16 protein-coding genes are annotated in these 17,886 nt (G+C 63.1%); 11 read left to right on the top strand and 5 right to left on the bottom strand.

Translation table 11 applies throughout. The features are described from left to right. Positions 1 to 324 precede the first annotated feature (324 nt). From HRU71_02480 to HRU71_02465, 4 genes are all read left to right on the top strand, one after another. Positions 325 to 1,416: a hypothetical protein gene (locus tag HRU71_02480; protein ID QOJ02415.1), complete on the top strand. Its 1,092-nt coding sequence runs from the start codon at positions 325 to 327 to the stop codon at positions 1,414 to 1,416. Positions 1,417 to 1,485: 69 nt separating this feature from the next. Next, positions 1,486 to 3,156, top strand: a complete 1,671-nt coding sequence (locus tag HRU71_02475) for a hypothetical protein (protein ID QOJ02414.1) — start codon at positions 1,486 to 1,488, stop codon at positions 3,154 to 3,156. Between the two features lie 259 nt (positions 3,157 to 3,415). Then, positions 3,416 to 5,401: a hypothetical protein gene (locus HRU71_02470; GenBank protein QOJ02413.1), complete on the top strand. Its 1,986-nt coding sequence runs from the start codon at positions 3,416 to 3,418 to the stop codon at positions 5,399 to 5,401. 25 nt (positions 5,402 to 5,426) lie between these two features. Continuing rightward, complete coding sequence (locus HRU71_02465) at positions 5,427 to 5,696, top strand: hypothetical protein (protein QOJ02412.1); 270 nt, start codon at positions 5,427 to 5,429, stop codon at positions 5,694 to 5,696. 23 nt (positions 5,697 to 5,719) lie between these two features. Here the strand turns inward: HRU71_02465 and HRU71_02460 are convergent, their stop codons facing one another. Further along, the gene (locus HRU71_02460) at positions 5,720 to 6,631 is read right to left on the bottom strand and encodes a hypothetical protein (GenBank protein ID QOJ02411.1); all 912 of its coding nucleotides are present in this window, start codon (positions 6,629 to 6,631) and stop codon (positions 5,720 to 5,722) included. Between the two features lie 33 nt (positions 6,632 to 6,664). Continuing rightward, entirely contained in the window at positions 6,665 to 7,132 is a 468-nt protein-coding gene (locus HRU71_02455) for a universal stress protein (GenBank protein QOJ02410.1), read from the bottom strand. A 124-nt stretch (positions 7,133 to 7,256) separates the two neighbouring features. On the opposite strand from HRU71_02455, the gene lipA reads away from it, so the two are divergent. The 4 genes from lipA (at position 7,257) to HRU71_02435 (ending at position 10,788) form a co-directional block, all read left to right on the top strand. After that, on the top strand, positions 7,257 to 8,165 hold the full coding sequence (gene lipA, locus HRU71_02450) for a lipoyl synthase (GenBank protein QOJ02409.1): 909 nt from the start codon (positions 7,257 to 7,259) through the stop codon (positions 8,163 to 8,165). Further along, positions 8,134 to 8,871 carry a dTMP kinase gene (gene tmk / locus HRU71_02445; GenBank protein ID QOJ02408.1) on the top strand — a complete coding sequence of 246 codons (738 nt, stop codon included), beginning with the start codon at positions 8,134 to 8,136 and terminating at the stop codon, positions 8,869 to 8,871. Before lipA ends, tmk begins: the two co-directional genes overlap by 32 nt. Further along, a complete protein-coding gene (locus HRU71_02440) occupies positions 8,861 to 10,153 on the top strand; it encodes a DNA polymerase III subunit (GenBank protein QOJ02407.1) in 1,293 nt (430 codons plus the stop codon). The genes tmk and HRU71_02440 overlap by 11 nt, the downstream gene beginning before the upstream one ends. Before the next feature lie 89 nt (positions 10,154 to 10,242). Next, entirely contained in the window at positions 10,243 to 10,788 is a 546-nt protein-coding gene (locus tag HRU71_02435; GenBank protein QOJ02406.1) for a TIR domain-containing protein, read from the top strand. A gap of 210 nt (positions 10,789 to 10,998) precedes the next feature. On the opposite strand, the gene HRU71_02430 is transcribed toward HRU71_02435, so the two are convergent. Beyond that, positions 10,999 to 11,670, bottom strand: coding sequence for a PEP-CTERM sorting domain-containing protein (locus HRU71_02430; GenBank protein ID QOJ02405.1), 672 nt, complete (start codon positions 11,668 to 11,670; stop codon positions 10,999 to 11,001). Positions 11,671 to 12,042: 372 nt separating this feature from the next. Next, positions 12,043 to 14,112, bottom strand: coding sequence for a S9 family peptidase (locus HRU71_02425; GenBank protein ID QOJ02404.1), 2,070 nt, complete (start codon positions 14,110 to 14,112; stop codon positions 12,043 to 12,045). 148 nt (positions 14,113 to 14,260) lie between these two features. Here HRU71_02425 and HRU71_02420 point away from each other — a divergent pair, with 148 nt between their 5' ends. From HRU71_02420 to HRU71_02410, 3 genes are read left to right on the top strand one after another with little or no spacing between them, the layout of a single operon-like run. Continuing rightward, positions 14,261 to 15,325 carry a hypothetical protein gene (locus tag HRU71_02420; GenBank protein ID QOJ02403.1) on the top strand — a complete coding sequence of 355 codons (1,065 nt, stop codon included), beginning with the start codon at positions 14,261 to 14,263 and terminating at the stop codon, positions 15,323 to 15,325. Next, the gene (locus HRU71_02415) at positions 15,322 to 16,122 is read left to right on the top strand and encodes a CPBP family intramembrane metalloprotease (GenBank protein QOJ02402.1); all 801 of its coding nucleotides are present in this window, start codon (positions 15,322 to 15,324) and stop codon (positions 16,120 to 16,122) included. The genes HRU71_02420 and HRU71_02415 overlap by 4 nt, the downstream gene beginning before the upstream one ends. Next, positions 16,119 to 16,565 carry a hypothetical protein gene (locus HRU71_02410; protein ID QOJ02401.1) on the top strand — a complete coding sequence of 149 codons (447 nt, stop codon included), beginning with the start codon at positions 16,119 to 16,121 and terminating at the stop codon, positions 16,563 to 16,565. Before HRU71_02415 ends, HRU71_02410 begins: the two co-directional genes overlap by 4 nt. Here HRU71_02410 and HRU71_02405 read toward each other — a convergent pair. After that, entirely contained in the window at positions 16,552 to 17,751 is a 1,200-nt protein-coding gene (locus tag HRU71_02405) for an SGNH/GDSL hydrolase family protein (protein ID QOJ02400.1), read from the bottom strand. The two genes, HRU71_02410 and HRU71_02405, sit on opposite strands and share 14 nt — an antisense overlap. Positions 17,752 to 17,886: the final 135 nt, after the last annotated feature.

Here is a 17,886-nt window from a genome sequence, read left to right as displayed (position 1 = left end):
CTACGGCGATGTTGGCGTATCGACCCCGCTGACGGTGACGCCGATTCAGATTGAGGCAACAAATTCTTAGTCGAACCATCGACCGATGGCACACGCCGCGGACGTTTCACGGACGATAAATGTGCGGACGGACATCCCCTTAACGTGCAGGTCGTGCGGCGGCGGCGTTCGCCGGCGAATGCGCGACCGAGGGTGATCCGTGGTTCACAGTCAATTTGGCGCGGCTGTGTTGAGATCCGGGGCGGTCACCGGGTCGAATCGGAAGGACCGACAGCGTCAGCCGTGCCGCACCGTTTTTGCCTTCGGGCAAGGAGTAAAGTGTCTATGTTTCAGCCTTATGGTTTTCAGGGCGGCGCCGCCACGCTGGAGGGCCAGGCCCCCGGCATGAACGGCCAGTCGCGAATCCCCGAGAACAACGTGGGTGCGATCCCCACGACCGGCATCCCCGGCGTGAATTACGGCACACCCACGGCCTTCAACCCGATCGGCCAGATTCCCGTTCAGACGACGGGTGTATACAACCCCGCGTTCGGGACGATCGGCGTCAACCCCTACTTCTGCAACACGCCGACGACTTTCGGCATCCCGTCGTTCTATCCGACGCCGATCGTCAACACGCCGTGGGGCTGCAACGTGAATCCGTTCACCGGTTTCGCTCACACGCCGTACGTCAATCCGTTTATCACCACTCCGATCAACACGTTTGGAATGGGCGTGAACGGTTTCGGAATCCCCGGTTACGGCACCCCGAACACCTACGGCTTCAACACGCCGATCACCAGTCCGTATGCCTTCAACCCGTACGTCAACACTCCGAACTGGGTCAGCTATCCGTACTCCAACGTGATTGCGACGGTCAATCCGACAATCGGCTGCACCGGTTTCGCCAACGCCGGCAATCCGTTCGTGAACACCAACCCTTACATGTTCTATTCGCCGGCCGGGTTGTGGGGAGGCCAACCCAATCCCTTTTGCTTTCCCAACAACTTCCAGGCCACGATCCCGAACGCCGCGGCGCCGTTCAACACGTTCGGCGCGGCGAACTTCAGCACCGTCAACCCCTTCTTCGCGTCGAACGTCGGCACGCCGGCGTCGTTCGTGAACCCGACGTACAACACCATCAACCACCCGTGGCTGAACAGCTGGAACAGCTACAACGGGTTTCCGATCAACGGTTTCAATCCGGGTAATCCCTTCGGCACGTTCAATCCCGCCTGGAATCTGGCGGCGACGTACGGCACGATTCCCGTTTCGACGCCGTGGAACAGCGCCGTGAACACACCTTGGCTGTTCAACCGAACACCTGGAATGTTCAGCAATCCCTGGAACACCATCGCGAACTGGAACACGACGCCGTTCGTCAACAGCGGCTACGGCACAGCTCCGATGACGTGTTCGCCGACTGGCTGCATTTGATGGCTGGGAGGCGTGGTTGATGAGAACGGGGACCAGGCGTTGGGGTGAATCCCAGGAAGGATGATGGCGATGAACCTGCTTCGACAACGATTGAATAGCCTGCGGTGCAGGGCGGTGGAACTGCAAACCTGCCTACGGCGATGGGCGCTCTACAACGACCAGGTACCCCATGACTGGAAGGCGCCGCTCCTCGGTCGGATGACCCCGGCCGAGGAGTCGGCCTTTCAGGCCGATCTGGAATTGACCCGGACGCGGTTGCGACCGGTGTCCGCGCAGATTCAGACGGTGATGAAATGGTATGAGTTTGTCCTCGAACAGGTTCTCGCACGTTTGGATCACGCCGCCGCGCTCCAGGAGCAGTCGCGCGGCCGGGAATGCGTCGCGGCGCTCGCCGATCTCGAAGCCCGGTTGATCGAGCCAAACGAGGAGACGCTTGGTTTCTTCTTCCGTTGCCTTGCGCAGCATGCAAGCCACGAGTATCACCAGAAGCTCGGCGCGATTGACGCCATTCTGCGCAGCTTGTACCTGCCGACCGCCAAGACGGCGCACCAGCGCGGGTTGCTTTCGCGCGAGGCGCTCTCGCGCACGCCGCTGGCTTTTGTGACGGACGACGCGGAGAGTATTCACTCCTGGCGACACCATGCGATGGTCTCCTCCCGATGCGGCCGACAACTGCCGCTGTCGCTGGTGACCATCCCTCGCCGCCGGCTGGCCGAGCCGTGGAATCTGGTTGATCTTGCGTTCGAAGTCGGTCGCTGCCTTCAGGACGATCTGAATTTGGAGAGTGAGATCGCGGCAAGAATTCAATCCGGCGCCGCGTCTTGGACGGGGGATTCGTCGTTTTGGACGATCTCGTCGCGGCTCTGGGCGTGCTGGAGCAGCGTCGTATTCGCCGATGTGTTCGCAACGATCAAACTCGGACCGGCCTATTTGAGTGGGACGATTGAAAAATGGAGCGCGTCTCCCGCGACGGTGGCGGCGTTGACTCCAACGTCCGAGTCACCGCCTCCGCTGATCCGGTGGCAGGTCATGATCCAGGCGCTGCACCTGCTCAACCTCGCGGACAGTGCGAACCAGTGGGAGCGGACGCTGCGTCAGACATTTGGCGATTTTGAGCGCTACGGCGCGTCGCTTGGCGCTGCCTGGGGCCGCTGGACGATGGATTGCCGGGCCGTCGCGCAGCTCGCAGCCTTCACGCCGTTGACGGCGCTGGGCATGGCGCGGCTTGTGGATGTCGCCGAGCCGTTTCTGGCGAGCGACGCGCAGCGCGGCCAGCGCGTGCGCGAGTGGTTGCTCGCGTCCGACGCGTCCGGAGCATCCGAGCAGGATTTCCGCTGGATCGAATCGGGTGGCGATTCGCGCATGCCGGCGCACATCGCCTTGTCCGGATTGCGCGCCGCGTACGACGTGGCGTGCGACGCCGAGACCGCCGGTCGTTTGTGGATTCGATTCTGGCGATTGATGCAGCACCTGGCGACCAGTTGCGATGCTGTTCGCGAACAGGAGGATCGCGAGTTCGCCCCGGCGGATAACACGCTGCGCCAGATCGCCCAGCAGTCGATACCCGCATCCCACGTACCCGCACGCACGATGATGGGAATTTCGCCACTTGCTCCCGGGATGGGGGCTCTCACGGCATTCCCCATCGGTGTTTCTGGGCCGATCTTTTCCCCAAGCTGTGGCGTGGTGCAACCGGTCGACAACGCGATGGGCAGGCCCCACCAGCCGACGCCGCAGTAAGCGCTCGACCGGAACCGCAGACGACCAGTCCATCCCCGGCCGGTGAGGCGGCTGATTCGGTTTGGCAGTTCATCGCCATCCGCTCGGCTTGCGGGGCCTCCGATTGAATTCCGCGCCCCCAATAAATATCCCGTCCACTCATTACAATAGGGAGATGATGTTTGCGTTCTCAATGCGCGCTCGGTCTCCATGGCCGTGCGCGACTCGTCGTGTTGCATCCTGTTCAGCGGACGTTGCGAGCCTGGCCTGGAGGTGTGAAATGACCGCGTCCCTTTTAATGATTCGAGCGACGTTTTCCCTTGCATCCCTCACCGCCGTATGGATGCCGGTCGCGGAGACGCGCGCCGAGAAGCCGGACCTGTACCGTGCCTACTTCCTCGAACATCAGGAACGTGACTATTCGGCCGCGCGCGAATTGTACCTTGCGGCGATCGAGTCCGATTTGCCGGCGGATCAGCAAGCGGTCGCGCGAGCCGGGGCGAACCGCTGCCGCGATCATCTGGTAGCGCAGAACTTCGCGACGATCATGCCGCCCGACGCATTGGGCTACGTCGAGTTGAGCCGGCCCGGTGACGTGTTTGAGAAGCTCGCCTCGATGGTCGGCCTGACGACGACGGACATGAGTCAGGTGCTCGCGCAGCGCCCCGGCACGGATGCGAACGCGTTCTTTCACATTCCGCAGCAGGTGGCCATCAGCCCCGCGTTGTTTGAGGTGCTGCGCAGCTTTGGCGGCGCGGCGGTTTCCATCACCGGAATTGATTCGGAGATCGGCGACAACCCGCGCGGCGTGATGGTCATTCACCATGGGGATGTGAACCTTTTGCGAGGGTTGCTCGAGACCGCATTCCAGTTCGCGCCGACCACTGAAAAAATCATGGATCTCCCGACCTTCGGCGTCACGATAGAAGGCGTCCGCGTCGTCGGTGTGCTGACCGAGGCGCTGCTGATCGTCGGTTCCAGTCGGGACCTGGTTGAAGGTGCGGTGGCGCGGCTGAACGACAGCAACGTGCCGTCGTTGGCTTCGCGCCCGGACTTGTCCGAACTGATGGCCTCGCGCAGCGGCGCGACGATCTTCGCGCTGGCTGACATTCAGGCGATTCTGAAAGTCGCGCAAGGCCACATGAGCGAGCGTGACCGCAAGGAGATGGCGGTCGTTGATGCCATCGCCGATCTCAAGAGCTTCCGCTGGGCGTCGTATTCGTGGGGCATTCACGACGGAGTGCTCAATTCGCGGATCACACTGCGACTGGCCGACAACCATCGAAGCATCGCGTACAACCTCACGCGGCTCCCGCCGATGTCGCGCAAGGGGCTTGCGAAGGTGCCGATGGACGCGGCGGCCGTCTTCGGGTTTGGCCTGAATCCGGCTTTGGCGAACTTCGCGATCGACTCGACCTCGCGCGGACGCAAGGAGGGTGCGGAAACGCTTTCCTCCGCCGGCGCATCACCGGCGATCAGTGCGATGGACATCGGTCGCGAGTTTTTCGGGAACATTCAGGAAGTGTGTGCGTTCGTCGTTCCGGGCAAGATGCAGAAGGGCGAAGGGGATTCGGAACTGGAACGTGTGCCCAATGCAGGCGTGATCATCGCGGTGAATGATGTCGCGCGGAGCCGGGCGCTATGGGACCAGTTTCTCTCGCTGCCCGGTCTCGTGGAAGGGCATGATCCGGCTCCGCCGCGGCGGATCAAGATCGGCGAGACGCCGGTCACGGCTTATCAGATTCCGTCGGTCGGGTCGATCTACCTGGCAGAACTTGATGGCTGCATTGCGCTCGGGCTGACGCGCACTGCGTTGAAGTCCGCGATTCGCGCATCGACGAAGGGCGAGTCGATCCTCAAGGATGCGCAGCTTGGCGCGGTGATCGCCAAACTTCCTGCTGATTGCACGATCATGGGCGCGGCGCACATCGGGCGATGTGCTGCGGTGGCGGTTGACTCCGGCGAGCCGGGCCTCGCAATGGTGGCGCAGCAGGTGGCGGGCTATTGTCGCGACACCGTGGCCTGCATCGCGGTCGAACAGGGGCCGAGCCAATTCAGTGTGCGTATGAGTCTTGCCGGCCTGCCGAATCTGAACGAAGTGCTGAAGCAATACGGCCCGTTACTGAACGGCATGGCCAACATGGCATTGCATCAGGAAATGAAGCCCAGGCCGCAGCCGCAGACAATCAGCCGCAAGCCGCGCTCGCGCGAGCCAGTGAACTCGCGCGAAAACGCAAAATCCCGCGAGCCGGTGCCGCAGCTATAATGTCCGGTTTGCGGGAGGAGCTGGCATGAGTTTCGAGGAAAAGGGCGAAGGCGTGATCGCCGCGCTGGATGGCGAAGAACTGAAGCTGATTTACCGCGTGTTGCACCAGCATCTGGGCGAGCATCCCGAGCTGATGGATACGGATTTTCTGATCGAGTTGCAGAATCACTTGCAGCGTAAAGCCCGGGCCGATGGCGTAGACATTTCGGATCACGGCGCGTGGGATCGCTGGATCGGGAACGACGACGCGCCGAGTTGCGATCTGCGCAACGTTCGTCGCCGAAAGATTGAATAGGTTGCCCGGCGGGCAGGAATCCGTCACGGCATCAAGTCCGCAATCCTCTCCTCGAGTTCAATTAGTTTGTCTATATCATCCGGCTGGGGCGATTGATCGACGCGTTCCGCGAAGGACGCCTGCTCGTTGATCGCATCCGCGATTCGCTCGACGCGTGTGCGCCATCGCGAATCGGCATCCACGGCAAACTTGAGCAACACGGAACCGGCGCCGGCGCGATCCGACACCATTCGCTTTATCGCGGATTGGACGATCTCCGCGGAGGGCTGGCCTTGCAGCGCCTTCAGCGCCGGAACACCGGTCACCACTCCGAACGCTTCCGGAAGCTCATTTCGCAAGACACGACCGAATCGTATCAGCATTGATTTCAGCCGGTCGTGTCGGAGGGTCTCCTGCGCATCAATCCTGGTTGCGCAATACACTTGAACCGGCGGGCCGGCCAGTCTGACCGGCACGTTTCCGCAACCGGGCGTCACCCCCCGTGCGACGCCGTCGTTGTCAATCGCCGTAATGATTCCCCAGTCCGAATCGTTCGGCGGCGGCCAGCCCATCCACGCCAGCACCGGCTCGCCACGTTCGAGCGACGCACGGACGAGTGGCATGTAGCTGTCACGCCAATGCCATTCGAATTCACTCGGCGCAGGCGGCGTCGGCGCGGCTTGCGGCGGATGCAGCGCTCGCAGCTCCAATCCTGCCTCGCGCGCCGCCTCCTCGACAAACGCATGTCGGCCGAAGGTGTTCCAGCGATCTTCCAAGCGAGCCGTCCGGCAGTAAGAGACCATCACCGCCGTTGCGAGCGCGCAACAAATTTCGCTGTAGTCGAGATGGCTCCCGCTCCAGCCGAGGATCGCACGCAGGCACAGGGCGAGCGATTCGGGCTGATTGGGGCTGGACGCGATGCGAAGCGCGTAGACGGGCTGGGCTTGCGGATTCAACGATCCCACTCCGAAAGGGCCGTCGCGAGGCGGTTATGGCATCTCAAATTCGTGCCTGGGATCGCGGATCGTCAGCACGGGGCAAGGTGCTTTGCGCACGACTTTCTCCACCACGCTGCCTAGCAACGCGTGGCGCAGGCCGCTGCGACCGTGCGTGCCCATGACGATCATATCGATGGCGCGATCCCGTGCGTACTTGATAATCTCCATGAACGGCCGCCCGGCAGCCGACGCGGTGACGATTTTGAACGAGGCGCCGTTCAGGTGTTCCCGCGCGAACTTGCCAAGTTCGCTGTTGGCGAGGCTGATCAGCTCTTCCATCGGCGGCCCGACCGGCACGCTGCCCGGCCCCATCGGCATCCAGTATTGATATGCATCATCAACGACGTGCAGCACGTGCAACTCGGCTTTGTAAGACTCCGCAAAGGAGCGCGCGTACGTCAGCGCGTGCAGCGACAACTCGGAAAAGTCGGTCGGGAAAAGAATGCGTTCGAGTTTCATGGGCGGGCGCCTCCGATGAAAGAGGTGTGTCGGCGCGACAATCACTCGACGGAGGATTATAGCAAGTAGCTGCCTGATCGGCGTCGAGTTGCCCGACGGCGCGGCTGTCCGATACAATCCCGGCATGGTGCGACTGAACGTACTCCCGGCTCCCAGGCCCGGCGGCCCGCGCCTGCCGCCTTGGCTCAAAAAGCGGCTGCCCACCGGGGAGGTTCTGCTGCAAACGCGCGGCATCGTCGAGCGGTCCGGCGTGGCCACCGTCTGCGAAGAGGCGCACTGCCCGAATCTCATCGAGTGCTGGTCGAAGCGCCATGCCACGTTCATGATTCTTGGCGACAAGTGCACACGGCGCTGCCTCTTCTGTGCCGTGGACACCGCCAAACCCGATCCGCCCGAGGCTGATGAGCCGATTCGGCTTGCCAAGGCCGTCGCGGAATTAAGCCTGCGCCACGTGGTCATCACCGCCGTCGCGCGCGACGATCTGCCCGACGAAGGGGCCGGGCATTTCGCCCAATGTGTGCGCGGGATTCGCGCCGCCGTGCCTGATTGCGCCATCGAAGTCCTGCCGGCCGACTTTCATGCGCGCGACGAGTTGTTGCAGACCCTGTGTGACGCCGGTCCGGACATTTACAACCACAACCAGGAAACGGTCGAGCGCCTGTCGCCGTTTATTCGACCCGCCGCGCGCTATCGCCGCAGCCTCGACGTGCTTCGCCGCGTCAAAGAGATTCGCCCGTCGCTCTTCACCAAGAGCGGTCTGATGGTGGGGCTGGGCGAGACGCGCGCCGAACTGACGCGCACAATGCAGGACCTTCGCGACGTGGGCGTCGACATCCTGACCGTCGGCCAGTATCTTCGGCCGTCCGACTTGCATGTGCCGGTGGTCCGGTACGTGCCGCCGGAGGAGTTCGAGGCGATCGGCCGCGAGGCGCGCGACATGGGCTTTTTGTCCGTGGCGAGCGGTCCGTTTGTCCGGTCCAGTTACAACGCCGACGCCGTTTATGAAGCGATCCACGCCGCACGGGCATCCTGAACCGCCGTTTGATCTCACGCGCCTGCGGGGGAAGTTCATCGTCTTCGACGGCGTCGACGGCGCCGGCAAGGGCGCGCAGATCAAGCGCCTGCACGAGGCGCTTCGTTCCGCCGGGTTGACCGTCGTGATGGCGCGCGATCCGGGCGGCACGGTGATCGGCGATCGGATCCGCCATGTGCTATTGGATTACGACCTGTCGGCGATGGATGTGCGCTGCGAGGCGTTCCTGTTCATGGCGTCGCGAGCGCAGCTGGTGCGCGAGGTGATCGATCCGGCCCTGGCGGCAGGGCACGTCGTACTTTGTGATCGATTCGTCTCGGCGACCTGCGCCTATCAGGGCGCGGCCGGCTACGACCCGAAGCGTGTCATCGAGCTGGCGCGATTCGCCATCGACAACACGTGGCCTGATCTGACGATCGTGATCGACCTGCCGCCGGACACGGGTTTCAGCCGCACGGGGCGCAAATCCCATGCCGAGCGACTGAACGAGCAGAAGAAGAAGGGCGCCGTCGGCCACCCCGTCCTGTTTCACGACGCCCACACCGACGCGATGGAAGCGCGACCGATGGAGTTTCACCAGAAGGTTCGTCAGATGTTTCTCGATTTGCCCGGTCTGTATCCGCGGCCGATGGCCATTGTCGACGGCCACGGCAGCGTGGAAGAAGTGGAGGCGCGCGTGATGGAGGCATTGGCCCGTGCCTTTTGACGATGTGAAACACCAGGGCATCGCGCGCGACCGTGTGCGCCGGGCGCTGCAATCGGGGCGCATGCCGCATGCGTACCTGTTCACGGGGCGACCGGGCGTGGGGAGGCAGATGTTCGCCGAGCGGCTGGCGCAGTACCTGCTCTGCGCGGCGCGGCAGGACGACGCAGCCGAAGCCGATGGCGGCGGATTGTTCTCGTCGGCGAGTGAGCCGATGCAATCGCCAGCCAAGACGCCGGCGCCAGATGCCTGCGGCACGTGCGAGGACTGTCGCATGTTCGCAGCCGGGACGCACCCGGATTATCACCCGATCTACCGCGGCTTGAATCGTCATCACCCCGACAAGCTTGTGCAGAAGCGCAAGGCCCTGGAGCATTCCGTCGAGGTCATTCGCCATTTCCTGCTGGACGCGGTGACGCTGCGGCCGTCGCGCGGGCGGGCGAAGGTTTTCCTCGTGTCGGAGGCCGAGCGGTTGAGCATTGGGGCGCAGAATGCCATGCTGAAGACACTTGAGGAGCCACCGGGCCACAGCTATTTGATCCTCATCGCATCCAGCGCCGACGAGCTGTTGCCGACGACGCGATCACGCTGTCATCATGTGGCGTTTCAGGCGTTGCCGACGGATTACATCGTGCAGGAACTGATCGCGCGCGGCGCGACGGCTCCGGACGAAGCCCGCTTTCTTGCCGCGCTGTCGCAGGGGAGTCTCGGCGCGGCCCTGCAACTCACGCGCGGCGGGGTCGTGGCGCAGCGTGATGCCGTCATGGCGTCATTGCGGGGCGTAACGGCTGACCCGCTTGGCACCAGCCGGCAGTGGCAGGAACTGGCCAAGCTGCTGACCGGATTCAAACCGCCGGACGAGACCGACAACGAGGACGAGGCCGATGAAGCACCGGCCGCCAAATCGAAGCGCTCCATCGCGCCGCTCAAACCCAAGGGTGACGATGCCGCTGATGACGACGACGAGGATGCGGACGATGGCGATGAGATCGAAACCGGCCCGGACGCGCGAACCGTCCGCGAGGGACAGCAGCTGTTGCTGGCGGTTTTGGGAGCGCTACTGGGAGATGCGCTGCGGGCTGCGGCAGGCGTCTTGCCACACGCGCTGACGGAGGAGGGGCAGGCGAGGGCGATCGCTGCGGGCGCCTCGCCGCGGCGCATCGGCGAGGCGATTCGCGCGGTGTCGGCCGCCGAGCGCCAGTTGGAACTGAACGCCAACGTCGGATTGGTGTTCGATGCGCTGGCGATTGCCATGGCCCGCGCGATGGGCGCCCGCGCGGCATGATGCACGCTCGTGACCCCGCTTGAAGCAGCGGCACACACCGACGCGTACCCCTGCTTCAAGCAGTGTGAATCCGAGTATCGCTAATCCATATGCACGAGCACGCCGGCCACGATCATGATGAACACGACGACAGGCTGGACGCTGCGTCGCCGGATTCCCCGGTCAAAGACGCCGCCGCGCCGGCTGATTACTCCGCCGAAGATGTGAAGGTGTATCTCTGTTTCGACCCCGAGCAGCTTTCCTGCGCCGAAAAGCTGCTCGAATTCCCCGTCGTGAACCATGACCTCACGGCGTACGTCGCGCGAGCGGCCGTGCCCATCGAATCACCCGGCGCCGAACCGCACAAGCGGGCGACGCGCGAGCAACTGGCGCGGTGCAACATCGTTCTGTGCGTCATCTCGTACCTGACGGCCCAGAGCGACTGGGTCAACTGGGAGTTGCAAACGGCTCGCGACGCCACGCCGCGGCCGCTGTTCGTCGGCGTCCTGCTGCACGAGTACGACGAGATTCCCGAGCCGATGCGCAACGCCGGCGGCATGTTCACGCGCTACCGCAGACAGAACATCGCCGCGGCCATCGACTGGGTGATGACGGAGAAAAAAACGACGGATGACTATACGCAGTGGGAAGACTGAAACACCGGATCGTCAATCAATCGAAACGAGGACAGGGGAACGACGTGGACAGGAAGCCGGGAACAGGGCGCGGTTCACAGGGCGGGTATCGCTCGCCATGCCGGATGCCGAATCACAGTGGGTTAAATATGCTGCGAAAAAAAAGCCCCACGCATGCAAACGTGGGGCTTTCAATTGATTAGTCATCCGCCAATGTTGAGCAAGTCCGGCTTAACAGCGGCTTCGTCGCCGCCGCAGGGCGAGACAGCCCGCCAGCGCGAACAAGCCAAGGCTTGCCGGCTCCGGTACTTCATCGATGAAAAACTGGTCCATTCCGAAGCAATCGACGGTGTTGGTGACGTAAAAGCGAACCATGTCCACGTTGTCAAACGCGGCCCCCAGGCCCACCTGCGTCGCCGGGAAGCCCCAGTCCTCCTGCGGCAGCAGGAAGGGGCCGGCGACGGGGTTGCCGGCGAGGAAACCTTCGACCCAGGCGAGTTCATTGCCGCTCGCAAACGAGCCGCCCGTATCGGTGTTGGATGTCAGGTCGAAGTAGTTGATATCAAACGCGCCGCCGCCGATCTTGGTGATTTCGACAGCCGTGACGCCGCCAAAGTCGCCTGTAGCCCAGTGAATGTGAATGACGTCGTTGCCGGCACCGTAGTAGTTGCCGATGTGGCTGGCGAAACCGGCCGAACCGCTGTTTGGGATAAAGTCGATCCGGAAGCCGCCTTCCTCGTAGTAGTCGACGTTATCCCACGACACGAGGTTGTTGGTTGTCTCGGTTGTCGAATTGAGTCGATAGACCGTGCCGCCGGTAAACGTAATCAATGCGGCTTGTGATTGGGAGCTCAATGCGCACAGAACAAGGGCGGCCGACAAGGTAGTGAGTGTTTTATACATGGTTGTCTCCTCCTACTGTGCATGTGTTCGCTTTCCATCAACCGCTGCTGGCGGTGCACTGGCAGGCTGCGCCAAACAACGGTTTCGACTCCTTGCAGGTGGATCCGAACACCATAATCCAACCTGCTGGACTCATAATAAGTCAAAACGGGTCTTGAATGCAAGCCGGCACGCGATAATTCAAGTTCGTCAATATGACGCGGCTGGTTTTTGATCCGCTCCGGAGCAGTCGCCCGATGGACCGCGATCGTCTCCGGCTTGCGCAAGCTTGCCTGCGATATGAGTTTATGCGCAGACGGCTGCCCGGATCGTCCGTATCGAAATCCATCTAGATAAAGTAGGCGATTTGATGATGCGTGCGATGCGGCAACTCTACTCCTTCGTCCACTGGTCCAGCCAGCCGAGGACCGTCTCGTGCCAGAGAATGCTGTTGGCCGGCTTGAGCACCCAGTGATTCTCATCGGGGAAGTAAAGAAACTTGCTCGGAATGCCGCGGCGCTGGAGCGCGGTGAACGTCGACATGCCCTGCGTCTCGACGACGCGGAAGTCCTGGCCGCCGTGGATGACCAGCATGGGCGTCTTCCACTTGCCGACGTGGTTGATGGGGTTGTGTTTCTCATAATGCTCGGGGTTGTCCCACGGATTGCCCATGTGATCCCATTCGGGGAACCAAAGTTCCTCGGTGTCGAAGTACGCCATCCGCTCGCACAGGTTCCCGTCGTGGCAGACCAGACACTTGAACCGATCGGGCCAGTTGCCGGCGATCCAGTTGATCATGTACCCGCCGTACGACGCCCCCAGCGCCGCGACGCGTTCACCGTCCATCCACGGGTAGCGCTTCAGTGCCGCCTCAAGGCCCAGCTTCAGATCTTCCAGCGGCTTGCCGCCCCAGTCTCCGCGGATCGCATCGCAGAACGCCTGGCCGTAGCCCGTTGAACCGTGGAAATCGACCATGACAGCCGCATAGCCCGCACCCGCGTATGCCTGCGGGTTCCAGCGATAGTGGAAGTCGTTGCCGAAGGAGCCTTGCGGCCCGCCGTGAATCAGGAAGGCGACGGGGTATTTTTTCCCCGGGTCGAAATCTGCCGGTTTGACGACGTACGCATAGACCTGATCGCCGCCCGCGCCCTCGAAGGCGAACTGTTCCGGATCGCCGAGTTTCGCCGCCGCCAGCATCGGCGCGTTGATCTTCGTCACCGCGCGAACATCCTTTCCTGCGAGCGTCGCGCTCATCAGTTCGGCGGGCGACGTGAGGCTGTTCAACGTGTAGTACACGCGATCCCTGGCGGGCATCGGGTTGTGCACCGTCCCTTCCCACACAACAGGCTTGACCTCTTGCGTCACGAGATCAATGTGGAACAGCGAATGTTGCCCGAGGTTCTGCGCCGTGACGAACAGGCTGCGCCCATCCGCCGCCCACGCAATCTCCGACGCCGAGCGATCCCACGACTCGGCCAGTACCATCGGCTTGCCGCCCGGCCAGTCCATCAGCATGATCTGCTGGCGATCGGCCTCATAGCCCGGGCGCGACATGGCGAGGTAGGCCAGTGCTTTGCCATCGGGCGAGAAGACGGGCGCCGTGTCCGTCGCTTCGTTGTCCTTCGTCAGCCGACGAGGCAAGTCCTTTCCGTCGACGGTCGCGACGAACAGATCGAGGTTGGTCGACCACGCCTCGTTGCGTCCGACATCGCGCGCCGCAAAGACAATTTGCTTGTTGTCGGGCGAGAAGGCGATCTCCTCCATGCCGCCGAAAGGCTTGCTGGGGATGTCGGCGTCCATGCCGGCGGTGAGGTCCACGACCTCGTCATCGACGGCGCGGCCCCTGTCATCGACTGGAACGATGAAGAGGTGCGAGCGTCGCCCGTCCTTCCAGGTGTCCCAGTGGCGAAAAAAGAGACGATCGTAGATACGTCCGCTCGACTTTTTCTTCGCCACTTCGTCGAGGCGGGCCTTGGTCTCCGCCGGCTTTCGCAGGTCGGGATAGACTTCCATCGCGAGGGCCAGGTGTCTGCCGTCGGGCGAGAGCAGAAACCCCGCGACGTCGAGCGGTTGAGTCGTGACTTGCGTTGCTTCGCCGCCGTCGGGCGAGATGCGCCAGACCTGCGACGACCCGCCGCGCGAGGAGAGGAAGTAAATGAACTTCCCGTCGCGGCTCCATTGCGGGCTGCCGTCGGCGTCGGGATGAGTGGTGAGTTGGCGGAGGTTTTCGCCATCCACATCCACAATCCAGAGATCGGTGCGGCCCTTGTTGGCTTCGAGATCCGTCGTGCGAAGCGTGAAGACGATGCGCTGTTCATCGGGCGACAGGGCCGGCGCACCGATTCGCTTCATCGCCAGCATGTCGTGAATGCTGAACGGATGCGGCTCTGCGGCGGCCGGCGCCGACAGGGCGACAAGCGGAAAGAGGGCAACGACGAATCGGCGGACGGTGCAGCGAAACATGGAAAACGCTCCTCCAGTTGAATCGTGTTTCAGGCTCGCGAAACGGAAGGCGAAGATTCTAACCGGATCAGTTCATCAGGACAGTACCGGCCTCCGTGCGAATTGAGCGGCTTGCGCCGCGCCCCTAAGATGCCGAGCGATACGCGTCGTGACGCATCTCAACGCACACGACGAATTTGCTGGGAGGCAGCCCATCTCCGCCCGAGCCGTTCGCCGATGGTTGACGAGTCTGGCGACGAACGCCGCCTGCGCGTGCGCGCCGATCCTGCCCGTCGGTTTCATTCGATGCGCGGGGCGTGTCATCGCCCGAGCGGGGCCACATGTGCCGAAGCTGGGACGTCTCGTTCGGGGCAATCTGATTGCCGCGGGAATTGATCGGCCGGATGCCGTCGCGGCGTATTTCGATCAGGTCGGGCTGCATCTTGCGTGTTCGGCGATGGTTTTCAAGCATCAGCGCCGGCCCGAGCGAATTATGGAGTTGGCTGCGCGGCACATCGTGCTTGATCCTTCGACCGCGATCATCGGCGAGGCGTTGGCGGCCGGGCGGGGCGTGATCGTCGCCGCGGCGCATACGTGCAACTTTCTCCTCACGCTCGCACGGCTCAATCAGCAAACACCTATCAGTGTCTATTTGCGCTGGACGGCCGACGCGAGGCGGCTGCGTCTCAAGCGCATCTGGTGCGACGCCGCGAGGCTGCCGTTGATCATCGAGCAGCCAATGGCCACGGATCCGACGAGTCGCGCCGCCGCGTGCGTCGAGGCCCTGCAACGCGGGGCGGCGCTGGTCATGACACCCGACATCGCGCAGAAATCCGACAAGGGCGTACCGGTGGAACTGTTCGACCGACGCATGTATCTGCCGAGTGGTCCGGCGTCGATCGCCATGCTGGCCGAAGCGCCGCTGATTCCGCTGTTTGGGCGGATTGTGAACGGAAGACAGGTTTTGTACGCCGAAACGCCAATCGAGGTGCGCGCGCGCTCGCGCGTCGAGGGCGGGCGCAAAGCAGGGCTGGCGGCGGCCATGCGGCAATGGGCCGCGGGATTCGAGCGGTTCCTTCGAGCGTCGCCCGATGCGTGGTTCCTCTGGGGCGACAGTCGCTGGACACGCGTGTTTCAGTTCACCGATGAGCGATATGTCACGCGCCTGGAAGAGACGGACGCCGCGTACCGCGGTGCTGTTCCCGGGAGCGCGACAAGGGGCATGGTTCGATGACCGCGCTGGCGATGCTCCTGGTGATTCCAATCGTCCTTTGGACGGTGCAGTCCGCTTGGCTGGCGGCAGCGCGACAGCCAATTCGTTGGCGCATTGACGCGCGCGGCGGGCCGGAGCATCTGCGCCTGGTCGTGCGCATCGCGACCCAGGTGAGCCTGCTTGCCGTCATCGTGCTGTACCCTTTCTTGCGCGGGGAGACGCCTTCCGTTTATTACGGCCGCCTGCTGCCTCATGCGCCGGCTGCCGTGCACTTCGGCTACGGCGTCGCATCTGCGGCAGTGTTTCTGTCCGTCCTGTGCGTGATCTGGCTTGCGACCCAGCGCCTGGTGGTAGAAGTCCATCACGCGCGCAAGAAGTGGATCCGCCGTCTTGTGTTGCTCGTGCCGACGGCCTTGTTCGGCGCATTCGTCGAGGAGCTTCTGTTTCGCGGCGTGCTCATGGCTGATCTGTTGCACGCCGACTGGTCGCCTGGCGCGGCCGTGGCAATCAGCGGGCTGGTCTTCGCCATCGCGCATTACGTCCGCACGGTGAAGCGACGCTGGACGTTCCCCGGCCATGTCGCACTTGGCGTGCTTCTGGGGGTTGCGTTTCTCGATACCGGATCGCTCTGGCTTGCGGCCGGACTGCATGCAGGCGGCATCCTGGTCATCATGGGTGTGCGTCCGTTCGTGCGCTACGCCGGGCCTGCGTGGTTGACGGGGGCGAGCATTTTTCCATTCGCCGGCGTCGTGGGTATCGCCGCGCTCGTCACGCTGACGGCGATCGTGCATCATGCCTTCGGAGGCTCAACGCCATGAGCAGCGTGAAACGAGAGATTCAAGCGGCAAGGGGCCTCTGGGCCGCGCGCCGCGCGAGCGACGCGACCGGGCGGGATGCTCTCGCGCAGTACCTTTCCGCGCATCCCGGCGCCGAGCCGGCGTGGTTTGAAGCCAAGGACGACGACGAGTTGAACGGCGCGTTGTCGGCGGGGCGATTCACGTCCGTTTTGTTCGCGGATCTCGACGCGCTTTGGGAAATGATCTGGAAGAACCACGCTGATTTGGATCGTTGGGATTCAGCCGGAGTCACGATTGAACTGGCTCGGTCGCCGATCACGCCGGACTGGCGGGCCTTGGTTCGTGAAGCGCATGCCAGCCTTCAGCGACATCGTGCGAATCAAGCGCGACGGCAGACCATCGCCGCGACGATCTTGAGCCTCGTCGCCGTCGCGTCGCTCGCGGTGCTGCTTATTCTGCGATAATCGGCGATACGACAATCGGCTCGCCCGGCAGGGTGTCGGGCTTAAGGTAAGGCGCCAGCTCGTCCGCCGCCAGCATCGCCAGTGCCGCCGCGCCGGCATCGTTGAAGTGCACCGAGTCGGCAAAGTGCATGTCGCCCGCCGGCAGCGCCGTCGCCTGATCGATCACCGGCACCTGATAAGCCCGGCCGACTTCCCGAATCACCTGATTGATGAGCGCATAGCCGCGGTAGTGCCCCTGAAGCGAAAGATTCGAATGGTCCATCAAGTCCATGCGGGCCAGCTCCATCTGCACGTCCATCGGCTGCATGGGGGCATAGGCCGTGCGCACCGTGACCAGCGCCAGGCGGATGTCGTGCGCCCGGCAGATTCCAACAAGGGTCTTCAAATTGCGGCCGAACGCGGCGATTCCTCGTGCGTCCGGCTCGTCGCTTCGCTCGATCGGTCGGCCCTCCCAGTTGCCATACTTGAGTTGGCGGGCATAGCGCAATCGGGAGATCACCTCGTTGCAGAATTCGCTTGTGCCCATCAAGCGGCGATACCAGGGTGTCTCCTGCGGCGTGACGATTGCAAGGTGCGACCGGCCGATCTGATGATCCGGCCGGTGCGCCGCGGCGAGGTCGTTGACGCCGGCGTAGCAGACGATCCAGTCGGGTCGCACGTCGAGCACGCGCGTCATCAGGTCGATCAGCGACCGTTGCAGTGAATAGCCGCACGTCGCCGCGTTAATGACTTCGACGTTGTGAATACCATGCCGCGCGCGAAGCACGGCTTCCATCTGCGCCGGCCAGGTGCGCGTGTCATCGCTCACCTTGACGTCAAACGTGGTCGATCCGCCGAGGCAGGCGATGCGCACCGTTCCGGCGGATTTGTGCGGCGAAATCTCGTATCCGCGAAAGCCCAGGCTGTTGATGTGAATGCTGCGACCAGGAAACTCGACGACCGCGCCGGGCCGCGGAATCTGACCGGTCCAGACATTGCTCGTGTAGAGGCCCGCGTTGACCGCGGCGCGCTCGGGATCACCGACGGTCCAGCGACCGGTGCGCAGGCGGTTGTACCCGCGCGTGCCCAACTCAAGCACAGCGGCCATCGCGATGAGAAGGATCGACAGGAAAAGAATGCGGCGGCGGAAACTAATCGCCCGCTTTCCCGCGCCGGTACGCACACGGGACTGGGGACTAAAGGACATCACGATTCGTGAACCCTGAAGGTTGCAAGACTTGAGCTCTCAAACACTCCACCAGTGTCATCGGCGGGGTTGTGACCGGGAGATAAGCCTGAATTGACGTGTCGATGCGCTGTTGCGCGTCCAGAACGCGGGCAG

This window comes from Planctomycetia bacterium, assembly GCA_015200345.1.
GTDB lineage: Bacteria > Planctomycetota > Phycisphaerae > UBA1845 > UTPLA1 > PLA3.
Note: the sequence above shows the minus strand (reverse complement) of the source record. Positions and strands in the feature narration are given on the sequence as shown.